The organism is Streptomyces sp. NPDC058246, assembly GCF_042881985.1.
Lineage (GTDB): Bacteria > Actinomycetota > Actinomycetes > Streptomycetales > Streptomycetaceae > Streptomyces.
Genome location: NZ_JBHVWZ010000025.1, coordinates 22115 through 42398 on the forward strand (window position 1 = coordinate 22115; position 20284 = coordinate 42398).

At 68.6% G+C, this 20284-nt stretch carries 14 protein-coding genes and 4 pseudogenes; 7 read left to right on the plus strand and 11 right to left on the minus strand.

What is annotated here, in order from left to right; genetic code table 11:
- The first annotated feature begins 351 nt into the window (after positions 1 to 351).
- Entirely contained in the window at positions 352 to 861 is a 510-nt protein-coding gene (locus ACFVXA_RS29430) for a hypothetical protein (protein ID WP_384026848.1), read from the plus strand.
- 413 nt (positions 862 to 1274) lie between these two features.
- Here ACFVXA_RS29430 and ACFVXA_RS29435 read toward each other — a convergent pair whose 3' ends face one another.
- Entirely contained in the window at positions 1275 to 1442 is a 168-nt protein-coding gene (locus ACFVXA_RS29435; RefSeq protein ID WP_384026845.1) for a hypothetical protein, read from the minus strand.
- Between the two features lie 352 nt (positions 1443 to 1794).
- On the opposite strand from ACFVXA_RS29435, the pseudogene ACFVXA_RS29440 reads away from it, so the two are divergent.
- Positions 1795 to 2641 (plus strand): annotated as a pseudogene (locus tag ACFVXA_RS29440) (IS5 family transposase).
- Positions 2638 to 3036 (plus strand): hypothetical protein, encoded by a 399-nt coding sequence (locus ACFVXA_RS29445; protein WP_384397961.1) that lies wholly within the window; start codon positions 2638 to 2640, stop codon positions 3034 to 3036. Before ACFVXA_RS29440 ends, ACFVXA_RS29445 begins: the two are co-directional and overlap by 4 nt.
- Positions 3037 to 3339: 303 nt before the next feature.
- On the opposite strand, the gene ACFVXA_RS29450 is transcribed toward ACFVXA_RS29445, so the two are convergent.
- The 3 genes from ACFVXA_RS29450 to ACFVXA_RS29460 form a co-directional block, all read right to left on the minus strand.
- Complete coding sequence (locus ACFVXA_RS29450; RefSeq protein ID WP_390027571.1) at positions 3340 to 3867, minus strand: hypothetical protein; 528 nt, start codon at positions 3865 to 3867, stop codon at positions 3340 to 3342.
- A 375-nt stretch (positions 3868 to 4242) separates the two neighbouring features.
- A complete protein-coding gene (locus ACFVXA_RS29455; protein WP_390027574.1) occupies positions 4243 to 4371 on the minus strand; it encodes a hypothetical protein in 129 nt (42 codons plus the stop codon).
- Positions 4372 to 4417: 46 nt separating this feature from the next.
- Entirely contained in the window at positions 4418 to 4903 is a 486-nt protein-coding gene (locus ACFVXA_RS29460) for a hypothetical protein (protein ID WP_390027577.1), read from the minus strand.
- Positions 4904 to 5712: 809 nt separating this feature from the next.
- Here ACFVXA_RS29460 and ACFVXA_RS29465 point away from each other — a divergent pair.
- The 3 genes and pseudogenes from ACFVXA_RS29465 (at position 5713) to ACFVXA_RS29475 (ending at position 7827) form a co-directional block, all read left to right on the plus strand.
- Positions 5713 to 6477, plus strand: a complete 765-nt coding sequence (locus ACFVXA_RS29465) for a hypothetical protein (RefSeq protein WP_390027579.1) — start codon at positions 5713 to 5715, stop codon at positions 6475 to 6477.
- A gap of 173 nt (positions 6478 to 6650) precedes the next feature.
- A pseudogene (locus tag ACFVXA_RS29470) lies at positions 6651 to 6935 on the plus strand (transposase); the annotation flags it as partial.
- Between the two features lie 45 nt (positions 6936 to 6980).
- Positions 6981 to 7827 (plus strand): annotated as a pseudogene (locus ACFVXA_RS29475) (IS5 family transposase).
- Positions 7828 to 8001: 174 nt separating this feature from the next.
- Here ACFVXA_RS29475 and ACFVXA_RS29480 read toward each other — a convergent pair.
- Positions 8002 to 8514: a chorismate mutase gene (locus ACFVXA_RS29480; protein WP_383911317.1), complete on the minus strand. Its 513-nt coding sequence runs from the start codon at positions 8512 to 8514 to the stop codon at positions 8002 to 8004.
- Positions 8515 to 10130: 1616 nt separating this feature from the next.
- Here ACFVXA_RS29480 and ACFVXA_RS29485 point away from each other — a divergent pair.
- Positions 10131 to 10259 carry a hypothetical protein gene (locus ACFVXA_RS29485; RefSeq protein ID WP_362031829.1) on the plus strand — a complete coding sequence of 43 codons (129 nt, stop codon included), beginning with the start codon at positions 10131 to 10133 and terminating at the stop codon, positions 10257 to 10259.
- A 1749-nt stretch (positions 10260 to 12008) separates the two neighbouring features.
- Here the strand turns inward: ACFVXA_RS29485 and ACFVXA_RS29490 are convergent.
- From ACFVXA_RS29490 to ACFVXA_RS29515, 6 genes and pseudogenes are all read right to left on the minus strand, one after another.
- Positions 12009 to 12170 (minus strand): annotated as a pseudogene (locus tag ACFVXA_RS29490) (transposase); the annotation flags it as partial.
- A 147-nt stretch (positions 12171 to 12317) separates the two neighbouring features.
- Positions 12318 to 14852, minus strand: a complete 2535-nt coding sequence (locus tag ACFVXA_RS29495; protein ID WP_390027582.1) for an acyl-CoA reductase — start codon at positions 14850 to 14852, stop codon at positions 12318 to 12320.
- Complete coding sequence (locus tag ACFVXA_RS29500) at positions 14849 to 16015, minus strand: acyl-protein synthase (protein ID WP_390027585.1); 1167 nt, start codon at positions 16013 to 16015, stop codon at positions 14849 to 14851. Before ACFVXA_RS29500 ends, ACFVXA_RS29495 begins: the two co-directional genes overlap by 4 nt.
- Complete coding sequence (locus ACFVXA_RS29505) at positions 16012 to 17148, minus strand: GNAT family N-acetyltransferase (protein WP_390027588.1); 1137 nt, start codon at positions 17146 to 17148, stop codon at positions 16012 to 16014. The genes ACFVXA_RS29500 and ACFVXA_RS29505 overlap by 4 nt, the downstream gene beginning before the upstream one ends.
- Positions 17145 to 18428, minus strand: a complete 1284-nt coding sequence (locus tag ACFVXA_RS29510; protein WP_389748801.1) for an MFS transporter — start codon at positions 18426 to 18428, stop codon at positions 17145 to 17147. Before ACFVXA_RS29510 ends, ACFVXA_RS29505 begins: the two co-directional genes overlap by 4 nt.
- Positions 18425 to 19687 (minus strand): phenylacetate--CoA ligase family protein, encoded by a 1263-nt coding sequence (locus ACFVXA_RS29515; protein ID WP_390027591.1) that lies wholly within the window; start codon positions 19685 to 19687, stop codon positions 18425 to 18427. Before ACFVXA_RS29515 ends, ACFVXA_RS29510 begins: the two co-directional genes overlap by 4 nt.
- Positions 19688 to 20284: the final 597 nt, after the last annotated feature.

Consider the following 20284-nt stretch of genomic DNA (forward strand, 5'->3'; position numbering starts at 1 on the left):
CGAGTGAGGCGCACCTGACCCAGGCCATATTGGGGCAATTGGCTCCCCGCTGGCCTCTTGCGCGCCCCTTTGCCTACATTCGATGACCCTCGATTGAACTGTTTCAGTCGTGGGAAGCTCAGTCGACTGGTTGAATTCGGATCTAAAAACCTCAAGTCTTGCTCAGAGATCATCTCACATGAAGCCAGGCAGGTCATTTCGCTTGTAAGTTCAATTCCGCAGCCACCACCCATTCGAGGGAGGTGGCAGGACTGTGGGGGAAGCTCTATGAATCGGGGAATTGCAGTAACGACTGCTGTCGGCGCGCTGGCCTTGGGCGTTCTGAGTGCCGGTACGAGTCATGCTGCACCCGTGGCTGACCACCACGGCGCCGTGGCTGCAGCCAGTGAGCCGGGGCTGTTTACGCCGACTGCGCACACCATCGTAAAGCGGGGCGGTGTCACGCCTGTGGCCACCAGCGCCGGCAAGCTGATGCAACCGCAGTTCGACTGGGTCAAGGCCTCGGGCCGGACCTACCAGGGCGAAAATTGCGGGACGAACGTCATCCAGAAGACCTCTGGTCAAGGGAAAACCGTCCTGACCATGTCTGTTCAGAAGTCCGTGGCCACGAAGTGGAGCGCGACCGCGACCATCTCGGCCAGCGCGGTCACCGCCGGCATGGGCTTCGACGTGACCCGCACGTACACGGTCACGAACCAGACCGCCTTCGATGTCCCCAGGGGAAAGTTCGGGCAAATCGAGGCATATCCGCTGTATGACGTTTACGGCTTCAACGAAGTCAGGGCCACGGACGGACACAAGATCGGCACAGGTAGGGTGCTGAAGCCGGTCGGCGTCTGCTTCAATCAGTGGACTAGCTAATCATTACTTGACGCTGCAGAGAAGGGAAGACGAGTGACGGCGATCCGTGCAACTCAATTCGTTGTTATAGGGATTGCCGTTTCCCTTGCCAGCGTCGCGTGCTCGGCGACTTCGGGTGGGGCCGCACGCCCCACCCGGAGTGGCTCAGCGCAAGCCGCCGCCCTAGGCTCCTTGCCGCGTGTCAATCTCACAGGCAAGGTCTCGGATATCGCCAATCCCGTACTGTCTCAGGCTGGCGGCCGGGCCATTGCCCAAGCCCGGAGCGGACCGGACTATCTCCTCGCCTACACGACCGGCCGCAAGTGCGGGCTCTTGGCGGTCCGCCCAGACAGCCCGCACCCTGTCCAACTCCAGATCACTGCCGCCTGGCCCGAGAACACCTCCGAGGGGTCGACCCGCCTGCCTGGCGGTCCCTACCTCACCGCGACGAGCACATCAGCCACACCAGGAACCTTCGCTTCGCTGCACTGCGGTATGAACAGCGAAGTCATCGAATACTCTTCCCGCGCCACCGGCACCGACTCCGGGGCATCGAGCGGCCCCGGCCCCGTCTCCGTGGTCAAGCCCAGCAAGGCCAGCACTCCCCTCATCGTTTCTGTTGGCAGCGCTGACACACGGCACGACGTCACTACACACTTCAAGAACGCCCAGCGATGATGTGCGGATCACCTGGCGGGGCCATCAAAAACAGACCGCCCAATGGACGGCTGAGCCAAACGCCGCGCACAGGGACCTCAAGCGGCTTGAGACGGCCGATGCGCAGGAGACGGCTCGGCCCAACTGAGATCTACGCCGCCTGACGCCGGGAGCAGGTACAACTCCAGCTCTCAGTGGGCGGTTCGTGAGTCTTTGACTGAATCTGCTGTCGCCTGATCGTGTGGCTGCGGGGCGGACTCTGCCGGTCCGCGGTTGGTGGTCTGGTGATGTGACCGGGTGAGTGAACGCAAGCCGTACCCGAGTGACTTATCGGACGAGCGGTGGTCGTTGATCGAGCCGGTGATCACCCCCGAAAGCCCGGCACCGCTCGGTCAGCGGTCATCAGGGCGCCTATGACATGCGGGAGATCGTGAACGCGATCCTCTACCAGGGCCGGACCGGCTGCCAGTGGGCCTATCTCCCGCACGACCTGCCACAGAAGAGCGCGACCTACTACTACTTCGCCGCCTGGCGGGACGACGGAACCGACCAGGTCATCCATGAACTCCTGCGCTGCCAGGTCCGTGAACGCGCCCGACGATTAGAGGACCCGACCCTGGTGGTGCTGGACACCCAGAGTGTCCATGTGGCCGCCGGGGTCCCCGCCTCCACGAGTGGCCACGATCCGGCCAAGCGGGTGCCGGGCCGCAAGCGCGGCCTGGCCGTGGACGTCCTCGGCCTGGTCATCGCGGTCGTCGTCCTCGCTGCGAACACCCACGACAACGCCGCGGGCATCGTCCTGCTTGACCAGGTCGCCGAGCACGCCGGCGGAACCGTCCGCAAAGCCCTGGTCGACCAGGGCTTCAAGAACCAGGTCGTCGGACACGGCGCCGACCTCGGCATCGACGTCGAGATCGTCGAACGCAACCCGCAGGTCAAGGGGTTCGTGCCGCAGCCGAAGCGGTGGAGGGTCGAGCAGACCTACGGGATCCTGATACTGCACCGGCGCCTGGTCCGCGACTACGAGCACCGCCCTTCCTCGTCCGCTTCCCGCGTCTACTGGGCGATGACCCACGTCATGACCCGACGCCTCACCGGCGCGAACGCCCCCACCTGGCGCGAGACGCAGGCGGTGGCAGCGTGAAAATCCAGCCTCTGCTCGACGCCCTGGGCCTCCAGGAAGACGCCGCCCGGGCCCTGGCCGACGACCTCCGCGCACAGATCGACGACCTGCAGACCCGGCTGCGGGAGGCCGAGACCCACCTGGAGCACCTCGCGATCACCCGCAAGACCATCACCGGCCTCACCGACCGGCTCCCGGCCCACACACCGGACCTGCCCGAGCACCCGGAGTACCCCGGCATCCTCGCTGCCTTCAACCACGCGGCCGGGCCGTTACGCGCCAAGGACGTCTGCGAAGCCCTCGGCCACGAACTGCTGCCGAAGAACGTCGAAGGCACTCGCGCCAAGCTGAAACGCCTGGTCAAACTTGGGATCCTCACCGAGGCCGACACCGGCCGCTTCGCCAGGAAGCCATAGCCGACGGAACCTCCACCAGCGACCTTGCCCAGCCTCAACCGGAAACGGACATCACCTTACGAACCGCCCACTTAGAGCCACTAACACAATGAGTGGCTGGCGGGGACGCACCGACAACCGTGTGAGCGTGGCGGACGGGGCCGATTGGCCGATGTGTGCCAGCCCCGACCTCCCGCTCACCTTGTCGTACGCCGCCACCACCCCTGGCACAGACCCACCAATGGGTGGGGTGACCGACGCCAGCGGCGAAGTCGCGGGGCGTTGCCGTGCGGGGCCGCGTCCTGACCGGCGTCGGACGGGGCGTCAGGTCCACGGGCCGCGGATGACATGCCGTTCGGGGAAGATGCGCGACTCGACGTATCTGCCGATCTCCCGTACGTCGTCGGGCGTGCCGATGCCGGGGAGTTCGACGTACTCCGTGGACGAGGCACCGGCCTCGTTGTAGCGCAGGCCCAGGGAGGCGGTGTTGGTGAGATATGTGCCGAAGGTACGTACGTAGCTGGGTGATTCGACGATCTGGTAGTACCAGACGAACTGGACCCGGCGCCGGACGAACCCGGCCTTCACGTCGACGCCGTACTCGTAGAAGTCCGCGCCGTTGGTACGCGTCTTGACGTACGCGACCAGGGGGGAAGCCAGGATGAGGGCCACGACGGCCAGGAGGGCGAGCATTCCGAGCATGCGGACGCCCATCGGGATCCGGAGGCTCTCTCCCGCGACGAACAGCAGAACGGCGAGCGCCACGGCGATCAGCAGGTGCCTCAGCAGTGTGGGGAGCAGATGGCGGGCCTTGAGGCGGACCGAGCGGACGATGTGGCCGCGGTCGGCCACCCGGTGGGAGTCGACCCGGGCCCGCAGGGTCGGCGGGCCCGGCGTGAGCGTCGGACCGACCAGGGGTGGCGCACCGCCGCCGGGTCCGGCCGGGGGCAGCAGGGGCTGTGGGCCGGCCGCGGCGGCCTCGCACTCGCGCAGCCGGGCCCGGGTGTCCTGGTAGTCGGTGACCGTCAGGACCCGTCGGTAGGCCTCGGCGGCCTCCCCCGACGCGCCCTCCGCCTGCAGGATCCGGCCGAGACGGTACGCGGCCAGATGGTGACGCGGCTCGCTGTCCAGGACGCGCCGGAGGTTCGCCTGCGCCTCGGGCGCCCGCCCCAGGTCGGTCAGGCAGACGGCGAGCGCGAAGCGTGCGGCGACGTCGTCCGGTGACCGCTAGAGGAGGCGCTGCAGCAGCAGGAGCGCCTCGTCGGGCCGGCCCCGGCGGTGCAGTTCGCCGGCCTCCTCGTACAGTCCCGCCTCCTCGTCCGGTGTGCCGCCGGGCGACGGTTCGTTCACGATCATCCGAGTCTCCCCCTTCTCGCGCCGGCGGTGCGGGCGCGGTCCCCGTTCACTCGTGGTTCGTCTCGGTGATGCCCGCCTCGGCCCTGATCAGCGGCATGATTCCGCACAGGCCGTAGCCGGCCAGTCCGATAAGCCCGGCCACGAGGCACACCACGAGGGCGGTGTAGGCCTGGGTGTCGTCGACGGGCGGCGACCCGGCCGGGTGTGGCCGACTCATCCAGTCACCGAAATGCACGAACTTGATCATTCCTGCGGCCAACACGGCCTGGGACACGGTGTGCAACAGCCGGCCCCACAGATCGCCCGGCCCCGGCCGCACCACCCGGTGGCAGAGCACGAGACCGGCGTTGACGCTGAAGACGCCCAGCAGCACCAGGTCGAGCCAGGCCAGGGGCGCGCCGGGCTGCGGCCAGGGCGGCCCCTCCCCGCGCAGGGCCGCGTCGAGCCAGGGCCCCGAAGGGTCCCGGGAGTTCGACCACAGGGGCGAGCGGCCGTCGGTGAAGCGACCGTCGATGCCCGTCGCGAGGAGCATGGCGCCGAATGCGCATACCAGGAGCCCCGGCCAGAACAGCGCGCTGCGCGCACCCGGCCCCCGCCCGGCCCCAGGTGACGGTCCCGTTCCGCTCGCCATACCGACCCCCGTCGCCCAGCCCAGGCTGCCGCGCGGCCGTGCGGCTCACGCACGCGGCATCGTCGCGCCGCCCGAAGGGTTCCGCCATGGGCGTGCGGGGTCATACGGGGGGGCGCGCGCGGGAAGGCGATTGCGCCTGGTGACAGGGCCTGTCGGCGCCGGGGACAATCGCGGGCGGGTGGAGGTGTCGTACGCCGTTGGGGGTGGGCGCGATGGGCGAACGCTGGCGCATCTTCCGCAGGACCGGCCGACCGCCGACACGAGGTGGCGGCGGCACCGGGGCGACCGGGGAACGACGCCGGTTCGGACCGAGCCCGGGCAAGTCCCCCGGAGGCACACGAACGCCCGGCACCGTCACGCCGGGGCAGGGGCGGACCGCGCCGGAGGGCGGCAACGGGCACAGGGGTGGTGGCGACGGCGGTGGCCGTGGCGGTGGCGGTGGCGACGGTACGGCCGGATCCGACGCCGGGACAGGCGCGGACGCGGGGGCCGGTCCAGGGCAGCACGTCGGACACGGGCAGCCTGCGGACGGCCAACACGGGCACGGACAGCAGGGGCACGAGCACGGACACCACAGTCACGGGCACGGGCACCAGGGCGACTCCCCTGGCGGGCACTCCGGTGCTGGGCACGGGCACGGACATGGACACGGAAACAACCACGGGCCCTCCGACACGCAAGGGCACCAAACTCCGCCCGAGACGCCAAGCGTGGCACCCGATCACCACGACAAGTTGCCGCCCGTGAAGGGCGAGCCCCAGCCCCACGCGCCCGACTGGAGCGGCAAGGATCCGTATCCGTGGGGCAAGGGAGCCTCGGGCTCCTCGCAGCCACACCCAGGGCACCACGGAGGGGGGCACGATCCCCACGACAACGCCGCACCCCAGTCCTCGCCCGGGTCACCGGTTCCGGCGCCTGCCCCGGTAGGCGACGGCCACGGAAGCCACGGTCATGTCGTAGGAGACGGCGAAGGGGGCGGTGACGGGGAGGAGACATCCGGCGGTGGTCAGGACGCCGGGGCGCCCGACGCCGGTACGGCCGCTCCGCCGCCCGCGACCGACGGGGGCGGCGCCGCGGACGCGGGGATACGGGAAGAGGCCGGCGACCGGGTGGACGGCATCCCGATCATCGGCGAGCCCACGTCCACCGCTCCGCCGTCGACGCAGACGCCCCAGCAGCCGGACAGCCCTATCCCGGCCGACCAGTACGAGTTCCGGGCCGACCCACCCTCGGCAGCACCGGCGGAGCCACAACAGCAGGACCATGCCACGTCCACCGATCAGCAGGCCTCCGCGGTGGCGCAGGCGGACACGCCCTACTGCGCGGGGCAGGACTTCGGGGCCGTGGCGTTCGACCTCGCGGGCGGGGCGGGCCCGGACACGGGTGCGGACGCGTTGGCGCCCCCGGACGGCGACACCCCGGCGCCCGGCTTCGACGCCTTCACGTTCTCGGCTCCGCCGGAGGCGATGGCCTGAGTCAGCTGTGGATGCCCGAAGGGCCGGCCCCAGACCCGCAAGGAAAAAATAACTGCGGTGGGAGTCTCGATCGGGTGATCGCCGCTGGCCGCGGGCATGAAGACAGGGCCTCTTGGTAGCTCGGGGTTGCGAAGCCAACCGAGATTCAGGAGACCCTGTTGCCGCAGTTCTACGTGCTCGCGCCGGTGGAGTTCAACTCGGCTGCCCCGTCGTGTGATTGTGTCGCTCACCGGTTCGGAAACGCGGCCGATCACCCGGAACGTGTCCGGCGGTATCCCTCGGACATGACGGACGCGGAGTGGGCCGTGGTCCGGCCGCTGTTGCCGTTGCCGGCCTGGCTGCGGGGCCGGGGAGGGCAGCCCGAGGCGTATTGCCACCGGGCGATACTCGATGCGATCCGCTACCTGGTCGACAACGGGATCAAGTGGAAGGCGATGCGCGCCGACTTCCCACCGTGGGACCGGGCTTATAGCGGCTAAAACAATGAGGTGGATCGCTCCTGGTTGCCGTGTCCAGGGCGAGAGTTGAGCGTTCGGTCGTCTGTGGGGACGTCACCGTGGATCGTGTCGGATGAGCTGTGGGATCACCTGGAGCCGCTGCTGCCGCAGCGCGAGCGCAGGTTTCGGTACCCGGGCCGCAAGCCGTTGCCGGACAGGGATGTGCTGTGCGGGATCTTGTACGTGCTGCACACCGGGATCCACTGGGAGTACCTGCCTCAGGACCTCGGCTTCGGCTCGGGCATGACGTGCTGGCGCCGGCTGCGGGACTGGAAAGAGGCCGGAGTGTGGCAGCAGCTGCACGAGGTCCTGCTGGCTGAGCTGAACGCGGCCTCCCGGCTGGACTGGTCCCGCTGCGTGGTCGACTCCTCCCACGTCAGAGCGCTAAAACGGGGATCCACACGGGCCCCTCGCCGGTCGACCGAGGCCGGGCCGGCTCGAAGCACCACCTGATCACCGACGGGCACGGCACCCCGCTCGCGGTCCTGCCGGCGGCAACCGCAACGACGTCACCCAACTCCTGCCCCTGCTCGACGCGATCCCGCCGGTCCGCGGCCGGGTCGGCCGTCCCCGCCGCAAGCCGGACTCGCTGTTTGCCGACCGCGGCTACGACCACGACATCTACCGCCACCAGGTCCGCGCCCGCGGCATCGTGCCCGCGATCGCCCGCCGCGGCACCCTGCACGGCACCGGACTGGGCACCTACCGCTGGGTGGTCGAGCGAAGTTTTGCATGGCTGCACGGCTTCCGACGTCTGCGCATCCGATGGGAACGGCGAGCCGACATCCACGAAGCGTTCCTCAAACTCGCCTGCTGCCTCATCACCCACCGACAACTCGGCTCATTGTGTTAGCCGTTGTTAGAGATCGTCTCAACTGGCCTGATCAATGGGCTGGCCGCCGGGAGGCTGGCGGTCGTGATGGCGATGGTGGAGCGGCCCGGTTGTGGGGAGCGTGTGACAAAGAGCGGGCGGGGCCGCGCGGAGAGCGCGTCGAAGTAGGGACTGCGGGTCGTGTGCAAGCTTTTGCTACGGGGACGGGCAGGTGTGAGTGAGGGCCTGGTCGAAGCCAGTCCTGTGGACGGCGTCCAAGCCCAAAGCCTGAGACGTCGTCGCCTTCATCTTGTCCAGCAGGGCGCTGCAGCTGGGGCTGTGCAGCAGAGGCTGGGCCTGTTGGATGGCGATCAGCAGCTGGCTGTCGATGTGGTCCAGGGCCGGGCGGACCTGAGTGGCCAGGTCGGGGTGATAGGTCGGCTGCTCGAATGGCTCTTCCCGCCATTTTGCGTAGAGCGCCCGCTGGACGGTCTTGTTCGCCGTGATCTGGTCCTCGACGATGCGTCGGACGGCGGCTGGGTCGATCCCTAGCTTTGCGGCCTGGGTAGTCGCCCTGTCCAGGACTGTCATTTCCCGGGCCGGGTCATCGATGGGCTGTTTCGTGCCCCATTTCGCCGCGGCTACCGTGTCCGCGGTCATCACTCGCGCCCCGGCGAGCCGCACGATCTTCGCCAGGGCCTGCTCGGCTGTCGCGGTGTCGCCGGCCACGGCAGTGTTCGACCGGCCAGGGCTGGTGGCCGTAACACGGAAAGGGCCGCAGCCCACGAGAGCGGCTGCCCCGACAGCGGTCAGAGCGAGCACGGCGGTCAGACGTCGCAGAGGATTCATGACAACTACTGTCCGTTCCCGCAGGAGCGAGAGGCATCCACCGATCGTTTGACTCGCAGGTTGACCAGGGAAGGCCCGAGGGCTGTCGTCGGGGGTAGTCGACAGGGCCCGCGGGCTGTCGTCGGCGGTGGTCGACAGACAGAGCGCGGATCATTACTGAACGTTACCGAGGCCGAAAAGTGCCTTCCCGGCGTGGGACGGTGAACCTATGGCACATCTGCTCATCCGCACCGATGGCGCCGGATGTGGCAAGTCGTTCGCGCACATCCGTAGCCAGCGCCGGCAGGCCTGGCTCACGCGATGCGCGCGAGCCGCAACAGGTGAGCCCCCGTCGTCCCGCCTCGAAAGCCCCCGCTGCGGGCGTGCACAGCCGGCGAGGAACACGATGATCGATCCCAAGTTCGCTTCAGTCGGCGCGGCGGAATCACCCGAGACTTGATCATGCAACAGGATCTGCAGAGCTGGCCCGAGGCGTCTCAAGAGAAGGGAGAGCAGTGCGACCCATGCTGGAAGACGTGACACAGAGGCAACTACAGCCGACGGACACCAGGGGCCAGGCTGTTCTCCTCGCCCCTGGTCTCGATGTGCTCCTGACGGCCCACGACACCCTCGCGGCCGCTGCTGAGCAGCAGGCCGCGGCGACGACCGCCCGGTCCGCTGCGCGCCGCCGAACTCCTGCTGGATTCTGGTGTGCTGCCACGGGGGCATTGGAACTGTGTTGTCTGGACGCGCCGTTCGATGCCGGACATGGCTCGTCCGGGTGTGCAGTGCGTCGGCGGTAACCGCGACCCCGTCCAGACCGAACGGCGCGCGAGAAAGGGAGGAAGGGAGCCGCACAGTCTCAACGGCAGTCTCATCCACGGAAGTTCGCGCGCGGGCCAAGCGCCGGGCGAGCAGAGAAGCCCGGCACGCCACCCACGTCAACCGCATGCCGGTGCCGACCGGCGGGCCCTGTCCCCGCTGTTCTGGACCCACGTGAACCCCTCGGACGGTTCGAGCTGTACATGAACTCCCACCTCGACCTCACCGCCACGGCCGGCATGGTCGCCGGCCCCCGTACCGCGTCCGGCGTGCAGGTTCTTCCGTCGGCTTCGGCCGGGGCGGCGCCCTGAAGGGCCTTCCAGTGCCGCCCGTGCGCCAGGCGTACGCATCGCTCCTTGAGGAGCGGTCCGCCTCTGGCGTCGCGGCTGCCGCCAGGTCCCCATGGGGCTGCGGCCTGGGGATTGTGGCGGGCTGCGTGTGCCGGATCGGGGGGTACCGGAGTAGGCGCGGTGTCAACCGATGTATCCGCCAAACGGTGTATGCCCGGCAGTTCCGCCTTCGGGCATCGTAGCTTTCAGGGGGTCCGAACCGCCGAGGCAATAGGAGCGGACATGGCGATTAACAGGGAGATTTCCCCGAGCCCACTAAGCCTTCCCTAGGCTCGCAAGCCTTTGACCGCTGCTCTCCGCCGCCGCAAAGCAAACCCGAGAACACCCACAGAAAGAAGACCTGCCATGAACACCATAGATCTTTTCGTCGATTTCGATATCCACGTTGACGTGGAGGAGATCGACGCCGAGCTGCCTTCCGAGGACGCGCAGTTCGAGTCCAATACGTTTGGCTGCAGCGGCGTCATCTGCTGACCGGATCACCATCTGTGGCGGAGTCGTCTTCGGCAGCTCCGCCACTTCCGAATCCGAAGGAGCGACTTCGTCGAGCCGGTCAAGGTCCTGGGGGCGAGAAGGGCTTTGAGGTCTTGGTCCCGCGTTGTGGAAAAGGGCCGCGAGGGCGCCGCTGCGGGCGTGGGTCGAGACGCCTGATCGTCAAGAGTCACCGAGGGAGGCCGCAGCCAAGAGCCTGGGCCTCACGCACACCCATGGACCGGGGGGTACGCCGGTCGCTGTGCCTGCCTCCTCGCAAGACCGATCCCGCCGTCTCCATAGTGGCTCGGCCCTGCTGCCGAGGCCGCGGGTCGGGCGGTTGAGTGCGCAAGGCCCGCTTCAGCGGGGAGAAGGGGGGCGCGTGGCTGAGATGAGTGTTCGGCCCGCGCCCCCACTGCGCGGGCCGAACACTTGTGAAGCGTGCTGACGCCTGCTGTGATCTCCCCAGTCCACAGGGGCAGACAGCTCGCTTCTGTGCCGAACTGCCCGTCGGGGGACGCGGACAGTTCGAACCTTCGAGGACGTCATGGCCGCAGGGCGGTCACCGGATCGGTCAGGGCGCGCACCACGAGTCTTTGGGCGGCGCGTCAACTGGCCGGACGAAGCCGCACCGAGAGCCCGACGCGCGGCGTGGAGGCCTGCGCGAGAGAGCGATGCGGCCTTCGTGGCGGATCAGACGGGGGCAGGCCGGCATGGGCGACCGCGTGCTGCCAGGAACCGCGCTGACTCCACCGAGCACGTCGACAGCCATGATCACAGGCGAGCACGAGCGCCACCGTCCGCCCGTCGGCAGCCCGGGAACCCTCACCGCGTGAAGTGTCGAGAGCGAGCGCCGAGGCGGCGCAGGTTCGGCATGTACGACCGTGAGCCCGGCGCGGCGAGCGCCCTCGCAACGTGGCCGCTGAGTCGGCGCATGTGGGTCCTGCTCCTTGGGGTGCGGGGTCGGGGTTCGTTGTGGAGTCTGGCGTGTCGGGCTCGACTGCTCCACCCCACCCGGCACGTTCGAGACGTGGTTGGCTCCCAGGCAGTGAAAGGGGCCATGTGGGCAGGTCGTGGCGGTATTGAAAAAAGCATGAAGAAGTGTATGCAGTCACTGAGAGTGTGACTTGATTCAGTCTTTGCGTTAGTAAGCCCTTGCTCGCTGGGTCAACGTTGGCCGAAAGTGAGCGATATGGGTGCTCGGCGCGTGGTGCTGATCACGTCCGAACCGGGCGGGCGGGCCCACGTAAGACAGTGGTCTGCAACCCCACGAGCAGGGGAAAGTACTGATGATCCGCATGCCGAAGTAGGGGCGACTTTCAACGACACCGCGCTGTAGCTGCCGGACGCGCAGACGCCCACTTCCGAAGGTCGTGGTGGGCTCGGCTCTGCAGTCGGAAACTATTGGATGGGCAGACGGAGAGCGTCAGCCATGCTTTTCGAGGAGGCTTCCGGCCGCAGGTATGGCTCGGTCGTTCTCCCGACCTCAGCAGCGCCTCGGTCGTTGCCTGATGAGGTCGGGACGGAATGACGAGACTTGCTGTGTACCTGCTGGCCCTCACACTCCTGCTCTTCGGTGACGTGGTCATCTGACCGAGCGGCGAGGCGCCGATCAATTGAGGCACCGAGGCTTGCGGCCGGGCGCCATCAGGGGGCGGGGGAGCGTAGCGAGGGTCGTAATGGACCTCGTGGGACCTGCTGCAGCAGACGCTCCCACGTGCTGTGTGCCGACCACAGCCGATGCCGTTCCTAGATGGTCTTCCAGGGGCCGAACCGCTCGGGAAGATCCCGCCACTGCACACCCGTCCGCACCCGGTGCAGGATCCCGTCGTTCACCTGCCGATGATCGCGCCACCGGCCACAACGTCCATTGCTGACCGGCAGGAACGGCCACACCCGCTCAGCCCTCAGCACCTTGCCCCGTGCGAGGTCTTCGGTCGAGACGCGGAGCGGATGCGCGCAGCCTTCACAGCGGAGCCGGGAACGGCCGTGGGTCATGTCGGATGGCGGCAGGCCGTCTTGGGCGACCCGAGCGGTGCTGCATGGCTGAACGGCTCGTTCTCACATGACCGGCTGGTCGGGACGGACTGTCTCACGCAGGTCGATGACCGTGCGTAGTTTGCCGCTGGCCGTCGAGCGCTCGAAATCCTTTTGCGGCACGGTCTGCACGGTCAGGGACAGCAGTCCCTCGGCCACGGCCGAGTCCAGCTCGGTGATATGAGCGGTGAGGGCCGCTCGTTCGGGGCCGGGGTGGGGAGCGTACTGCTGGTCGAGGCGGACGGTCAGCTGTTCCCTGTCGGGGCCGGGTGTGATGATCAGCTGCGTTTCGCCGTGGTAGGCGAGCTGCTCCTGAAGCACCCGTACCACTTGCCGGTAGTTGATGAAGTAGGTGCCCACGCGCACGACGTCGCCGTGGCGGCCGAGGAGTTCGACGCGGGGCACGTGGCTGCCACACGTGCATGGGCCCTCGACCGCCCGGCCCAGGTCGCCGATCTCATAGCGCTCCAGCCGCTGGCCGGCCCGTGCCCGGGAGGTGAACACCAGTCGTCCGATATCGCCCGGCGCCACCGGCCGGTCCTGGTACGGATCGAGGATCTCGAGTGTGTGCAGGTCGGTCAGCACGTGGTGGACCGAGCCGTGGGAGGACTCGCACTGGTAGCCCAGCGGCCCCAGATCGGTACTGCCGTACGCCGCGGAACGAATGACCTGTACCCCGAAGTCGTCGCTGAGCACTCTGCGTTGTTCGGCGGTGAAGTGCTCGCCGCCGTAGAAGACCTTTCGGATCCCGCCGTAGGAACGCAGGCGGTCGGCCTCGGCATGGAACAGCTGCCACAGATAGGACGGCATGCCGAAGAGGGTGTCCGCTCGGTGGGCGATGAGCGCCTCGGCGATTTGGGCGTGGTCGGAGCCTGCGGCGAGGGGCAGCTGGGTGGCGTTGAGCCGTTCCAGGATGGAGAAGAAGCTGATGAAGCTGCCGTACATGCCGCCGCTGTAAAAGAGGTTGGCGGCACGGTCACGGCCCGGGTCGAACCCGGCCGTGAGCAGCCCGTCCGCCGCGGCGCGCATCTGGTTGTCGTAGTCGTCGCAGGTGAAGATCGATAGTGCGGGTGCGCCGGTGGAGCCCCCGCTGCGGAAGTGAAGGTGCGCGTGGTCCTGCTCCAGCGTGGCGAGCGCGCGCTGCACGTCCTGCTTGCCCAGCAGGGGTGCGTCGGGCGCCGGGGGCAGCATCGGCGGCGCCACCAGGTGGTCCGGACAGGCCACGGTACGGAAGTCCGCGTGCGCCGCTCGCATGCTCACCCTGCGGCTGTAGCGCTGCAGTGCGTAGACGCCGTCGTGCGGCTCGCTGTCGTAGCTGTCCAGCATGGAGCCGATCGGGGTGACGCGGGTGACGCCTGCGGCGAGGGCCGAGCGCGTCAACGCGGCCACGTCCGCTCGGTCGCCGCCGATTGCCGCGGTCTGCAAATAGCGGCGCATGGGCCGCAGGGTCGTGGTGAGCGCGTGTCGGGGAAGCGGCTTCACCCAGACGCTGCGGTGCAGCGGCGAGGCGCCCAGCGTGGGGCGGGTGTCGGCCAGTACCCGCCAGGAACCGTCCTCGGCGGCCCACACGCGGGTCAGGCCCAGGTGTTGTTCGAGCCGGGCGATCTGCTCCACCGTGGTGATCTCTGCCTGCTCGGCCGGGCTCGGCACGGACATCGGGCAGGCGTCGGATACCTTGGCCAGTCGCTCGACGAAGCGTCCGGCGAAGGTGAACAAGGTGTGGGTGTCGTCGGTGTCGAGATACACCACCTGGGGGCTGGAGCATGCCTGTTGTCCGAGACGGCAGACGTCTTCAGCGAGCGCGTCGAGGACCTCGTTGTCGGAGGCGGCCGCACGGGTCAGGTAGGCGAAGGAGATGCGGTGGCCCCACTCGACAACGCGGCAGCCGGGCGGCGCGAGTTCTCCTGCCGCTTGCACCGCTTCCTCGCCACCCCACACCGCGATGGCGTCGGCCTGGCCGCACACGGCGTTTAGCCAGTCGCGGCGCGCGGACGAAAAGCGCAGGGCGATGACGCGTTCGGCGACGAGACCGGTCGGGTCGGCCGCGCCGAGAGCGGCGAGCAGGTCCAGGGCGAGAGCCGAGTCCGAGCTGCTGATTTTGAGCACGTTCAGGTTGCCGGTGAGCAGTCCCTCGACAACGCTCAGAGGCGCCACCGTGGCGGCGTTGCTCGGCGTGATGTGCACTAGGAGGCCGACGGGCGCCCAGGCCTCGTACACCGTCGCGCGGGCGTCCGGCCGGGTCAGCTGCTCGGGGCGCAGTCCGCCCAGCTCGCGCCGCAGCTTGCGCTCGAGTGCCTGCGGGGCGAGCGCGGCGGCCAGCTCGGCCAGTACGGCTGCGGCCTCGTCGCAGGGCAGATGCCCGGCCAGGCGGCTGTACAGCGCGGAGGTGGGATCGGTCAGGTCGCGGCTGACCGAGGCGCAGGCGGCGAGCACCACGTCGGTGGGCAGCAGACGCGTCAGTACCCGCCCGGTGGTCTGCGGCAGTGTGGTGAGCCGCCGGCCGACCTCGGTGTCGTCGATGAACTCGCCCTGCCAGAGGTGGAGTACAGAGGTGGTCACGACATTCCCTTCATCAGTTCGGCGGCGGCGACCGCGCAGCTGCGGTTGCGGCTCACCCCGGCACGGCCGTGCACGCTGAACCAGTCGGTGGACAGTGGGCAGGGACACTCCTCGCCCGGGTGCAGCGAGGCGAGGTCGCCCATCACCACGCTCTGCGCGGGCACAGAGGTGATGTACGGGCTGATCAGGTGGAGAAAACCGATGGCCCCGTAGGGCAGCGGGCGCAGTGTTCGCGTGTCGCGCACCGCCGCATGCGACCACACCGGCACGTGCAGCCGGTGATGTGCGCACTCGACGTAGGGCACGCAGTGCTCCACGGAGCCGAAGGTGTCCCGGACACGGTCTTGAGGGATACCGAGGCGGTCGGTGACCTCGGCGTAGAACGCCGACTTGGCGATCTGCCGGTCGGTGTGGCCCTTCCAGCCGCCGCCGAGGACCACCAGCGACCCTTCGGGCAGCGTGAGCGGCCCCAGTCCCATCGCCCGCATCCGCTCCAGGGTGAAGTACAAAAACGCGGGGAAGCCCAGGATACGGACCGGCACGTCCTGTTCGGCGTAGCGCTGAAGCGCCGCGATGCAGCCGTGGACGTCGAACTCGTGGCCGGTCCCGGTGTGCCGCAGTGCGTGCGTGGTGTGCCGGGCCGGGGCGAAGTCGCACAGGTAGTTGTCGGTGAACGAAGTGCCCAGCTTCAGCGCGGACGCTGGTTCGTAGCTGTACAGCAAGTAGTTGACCGGCCGGCCGGGAGTGATCCAGCCGTAGTGGTCGAAGATCCGCGCCACCATGCGCTGCGCCGAGCGGATGGACCACTCGTCGAAGAACATCTGCGACTTCTGGCCTGTGGTACCCGACGAGGTCAGATGCAAGAACACCTCCTCGCGGGGAATCGACAGCACTTCATGACGCTTGAAGAAGGCGGCCGGCAGCAGCGGAGCGCGCAACTCGTGGCGGCAGGTGGGCGCGGCGGCCTGGTCCGTGTCCTTCAAAAGGGCGGCGAAGAAGGGGGAGCTGCGGGCGTGCCAGGCGTTGGACTCCGCCATGGCGGCGGCGAACAGTTCGTCGGTGACGGGGCTGTGCGCGTACGGCTCCGCCAGGTCACACAACCGCTGCACATGGCCGAGTGCCTCAGGGTCGGGGACCTCGACGGCAGCGAGATGGGGTTTCATCGGGACACCTCGTGAAGGGGGAGGTAGGTGGTGGTCCAGGCGCTCAGGTAGGCACCGAGGTAGGGCTGCAGCAGCGGGCTGACAGCGATCTGGCGGAAGTCGATCTGACGGCTGGTGCGCGACAGCACCACGTAGTCGTGCATGCGGTCGCGGATGCGGCGCATCGCTGGGTAGACCGCGCTCGGTACGAACCCGGAGGCGCAGAACACCTGCAGGGCGTCTATGTCGGCCAGCGGCAGCAGCGCCTCGGCGTAGTCCACGCCGGCGCGCCTGACCGTGGCCATGAGCGCCTCTAACGAGCCGGTGAGCGCGGCGGGGCGGGGATGCACGGCGACGAGCGCGCAGCTTCCCGCGGCCGGGTCCAGGTCGGCGTACGCCTCGAAGCGGCCGTCGGCGGCAACGAGGACCGCGTTGGGCGTGTGCAGCGGAAAGAATCGGTCGTCGGGCTTGGGGAACAGGTCGAAGAAGCGTCGCCGCACAAAGGCCGGGGCCGTGATCAGCTCGATCGGCTGGGTGTCGGGGCCTGAGCCCGCCGTGCCGCGGCAGGCAACGGGTTGCGCGCGGTCGTATTCGATGCCGACGCCGGTGGACGCGGCCGACAGCAGCGCCGACAGGCGTTCGGGTACCTGCGCCACACCTTCGCGGCGCTCCAGCACGCCGTCGGCGTAGCGGGCGAACAGGGCGAGACTCTCGCACCCCTGGACTTCGACGGCGTTCGGCAGCAGGCCGAGCGGCCTGAAACCATTGCGGACGACGACGTGCTGCGGTCCTTCGGTGACCAGACGGACGGTGGCGTACACCGAATCCAGGCGCCCGGTGGCGAAGGCTCGATCGCAGACGGCGCCGGTCAGCCGGGAGGCTACTCCGCCGTCGCGATGGGCGGGGTGCACCGCCAGGCCGACCAGTTTGCCGATGCGGCTGCCGGGCTCCGTTACGACGACCGCGGAGCCGACCAGCGTGGTGCTTCCGGTGCGAGCGGTGAGCCAGTGCGCGCTTCCGTCGGTGATCAGCCGGTGCATGACCACCGGGTCGCTGCCGAGCGGCACCGGGTAGCCGTGCCCGTACACCTCGAAATACAACTGCCGCAGTTCGGCGATGTCCGCAACGGTCGCGGAGGACAGGACCATGCTCATGACGGCTCCTTCGCCGGAGCCGACGTCGGCGCGGTAGGTGTTGGCTGCTCGACGGCTTCGTGTCGGCCGCCCAGCCACCACAGCGCCGCCGCCACCGGTACGACACCGGCGCCCTGGATCAGGCACAGCGTGCGGGCCGTCAAGTGATCGCCCAGCGCTCCGAACACCAGTGAGGACACAGGGAAGGTGGCGCCCAGCATGGCCTGCATGACCGCGAAGAAGCCGGGTTTGTCGTCGGCGGGCAGGAGGCGCTGGAACAGTGCGATGAAACGGACGCCGATCACACCGACGCACCAGCCGACCACGGTCATCGTGACGAAGGCCGTTGCGTGCCAAGCGAACACGCCGGGCAGAGCGAGGGCCGCGGCCACCACCGCCAGGCATACGCTCGCCACGGCGACCGGAGGGCCGGGCAGCCGCCCGCCGGTGAACGACCCGACCAGGGCCCCCGCACCGAGCGCCGCCTCCAGCAAGGCCACCGTGGAACCCGCAGCGTGCAGCTCGGTGCGGGTGTACAGCGGCATCACGACGTAGATGGCGGTGGTGAAGAAGTTGGCCGCGGCGAAGCACACCAGCACACGCCGGACGAACGGTCGACCGGCCAGCACTTGGCGCAGCGTGCGCCGCCCGGGGACCGAGCCGTCCGGCACCTGCCGTATGACCCCGGTGCGCGCAAAACGCGCGGAGACGATAAGACCGGCGGCAAGCAGATATGCCAGGCCGCTGGCGGCGGTGAGTTCGGCCAGCCGGCCCGCTTCGACCACGAGCGGGCCGAGGAGTCCTCCGACCAGCCCGGCGACGGATTGGGTGGCCAGCTCGCATCCGGTGGCCGACTCGATGTCGCAGTCCTCGACGAGTTCGGGCACCGAGGTGGTCAGGCACGGATCGAACACCGCCTGACATCCGGCCAGCACCAGGGCCACCAAGTAGGCGGCGGCTACGGGCAGTGCTCCCAAGGCCGCCAGGGCGGCTGCCGTGACGGCCACCGCACCGGCTACCGCTGCCGCGACGGCCAGCACCGTGCGGTGGTCGTGACGGGCGACGACACGGGCGACCACCGGGGCGAAGGCCACCGCGGGCACGGTGCTCACCATGAGGAACACACCCGAGGCCAGGCCGCGGTGTGCGCCGCCCGCCAGGCTGACGATCCACCACACCGCGCCGACCTGGAACATCCTGATCGCAGCCTGGGTGAGGAGCTGACCGGCCCAGACCTTCCCGAAGGAACGGTTGCGCAGCACCAAGGGCAGACGCCGGGCTCGGGCGGGTACCGCGCTCACGAGTGAGGCCGTTCGTCGACGACGCGAATGAGCTTGCCGGACCGAGCGTTGACCGCGAGGTCCGCGTACCGCACCCATTCGACGTTCAGCGCGTTCACATGTGCGGCAGCGGTCGCGCTCGCGTAGAGCGGGCGTTGAGCGAGGACGGCCGCGACGACCGACACACCCAATGCCTCATGATCGGCCTTTGGATCGGCGACCGCGATCCGCAGCGTCAAACCGTCCCGGCCGTCCAGCCGCCGCACCACGAGCTGTAGACCGGTCACCTCGCCAAAGGCGTCGGCGGCCGCGACGACGTCCAGCACGTCCTGGGTGTGCAGAGAGACGGGACCGACCCGCACGCCCTCCTGAGCGCGGCCGAGGATACGGAAGATGCCGGCCTCCCGGTCCACCCACTCGGCCTGGTCGCCCGCTGGATAGCGGAGCACCGGCATGAGCCGCCTGCGCAGGTCGGTGACGACGAGCCGCCCCGGCACACCGTTGTCATCGACCAGCTGGTCCGCCTCGTCGTGCAGGATTTCGACCACTGTGTACGGGGTGAAGGCACGGTGTACGCGTGGGTCACCGCCGCCTACGGCCTCGCCGAGAAGTCCGGCGTCCACGCTGGCATAGCCCAAGGAGCGCGGCTCGGCGTTCGGAAAGGCGGACCTCAGCAGCGGAAGCTGATCACCGAAGAGGCATTCACCGCCGAAAAACAGCAACTCCACGTCCGGCAGCGTCCGGCCGGCGTCGGTGAGGCGCTCGGCGAGCGAGCACAGTGTCGTCGGAGTGCCGGCGACGACCTGGACGCTGAACTCCTCCAACGTCGCGGCGGTGGACTGCCAGGGCGCCGCGCCGCCGATGGGCAGGCGGACATTGGCCACGGGGGCCCGGTGAAGGGAGTCGAGGACGAAGCTGAAGCTCGCGTACAGGTCTCCCGCGTAGAAGAGATCCGCGACACGGTGCCCGGGGCGCAACCCGGCGCTGACCATGCCGGCGCCGAACGCGGTCGTGAACTCCCGCCACTCCGTGCGGGTGTAGTAGGAGAACTTCGGCGACCCGGTGGTCCCGCCACTGCGGAACACCACCGCCTCTTCCAGGGGAGCGGTCAGAAGCCGGTTGTCGTACGGCGCGTTGGCCCGCCAGAAATCGGCCTGTGGCACCACCGGGAGATCCGTCAGACGCGTCACGTCATCGGGAAGGTCGGAGTACAGCTCACGGTAGAAAGGTGAATTACGGCGGGCGAAACGTATTAGTTGCGCGAGTGGTTGAACGGGCATCAATTCCTGCTCGAAGCTGTGGACCGCCGGCACCGCAAACAGGGCCTGACGGGAGAAGAAAGAACTGGCCCACTGACGTGAACCTGTGCCGCTGACGGATTGCGGCAACGGCACGCCCATGTCGAACGGGCGTCTGGGCAACAGAATATCTCACGATTTGAAACGGACTTGCATCAACGAGCCATTGGCGGGCGCGAGTTCGACTCGCCACGGAGGTCTTGAGCGGCTCTTTGGTTCCCGCCTTATCGGAGACGGCGGTCACATTCGTCGAGGCCTTCCTGCGGCCATATAAGAACTCCTTGCAGATAGTTCAAGCGCGGCTTATGCGGAGGGGCGCGGAAGGCATCCAGCTACATGGCCGGAAAGCGACCACGTCAATCGGCCCGGCAGGCGACCTCGTGGCCAGCTCGCGGTGCGACTCCCGACCGTGCCCGACAGAGGCCATCCGGCGCTGGACGGGGGCTGCCCGGGCCAACGCAAAACGGCGCGGCGCTGTCCGGGGTGAGGGGCCCGATCGGTCCGGCGGGGCTGAGCGGACGCCCCGCCGTGGTGGAGCCGGGCGGCCAGGAGTGAAGGGAGGGGATGCCGAGTACATAG

Bases quoted from the DNA above. Each gene is read 5' to 3' on its own strand.
- ACFVXA_RS29455 (WP_390027574.1), bottom strand. From the start codon at position 4,371: ATGATCGTGAACGAACCGTCGCCCGGCGGCACACCGGACGAGGAGGCG.
- ACFVXA_RS29460 (WP_390027577.1), bottom strand. From the start codon at position 4,903: ATGCTCCTCGCGACGGGCATCGACGGTCGCTTCACCGACGGCCGCTCG.
- ACFVXA_RS29485 (WP_362031829.1), top strand. From the start codon at position 10,131: ATGAACACCATAGATCTTTTCGTCGATTTCGATATCCACGTTGACGTG.
- ACFVXA_RS29500 (WP_390027585.1), bottom strand. From the start codon at position 16,015: ATGAAACCCCATCTCGCTGCCGTCGAGGTCCCCGACCCTGAGGCACTC.
- ACFVXA_RS29505 (WP_390027588.1), bottom strand. From the start codon at position 17,148: ATGAGCATGGTCCTGTCCTCCGCGACCGTTGCGGACATCGCCGAACTG.
- ACFVXA_RS29515 (WP_390027591.1), bottom strand. From the start codon at position 19,687: ATGCCCGTTCAACCACTCGCGCAACTAATACGTTTCGCCCGCCGTAAT.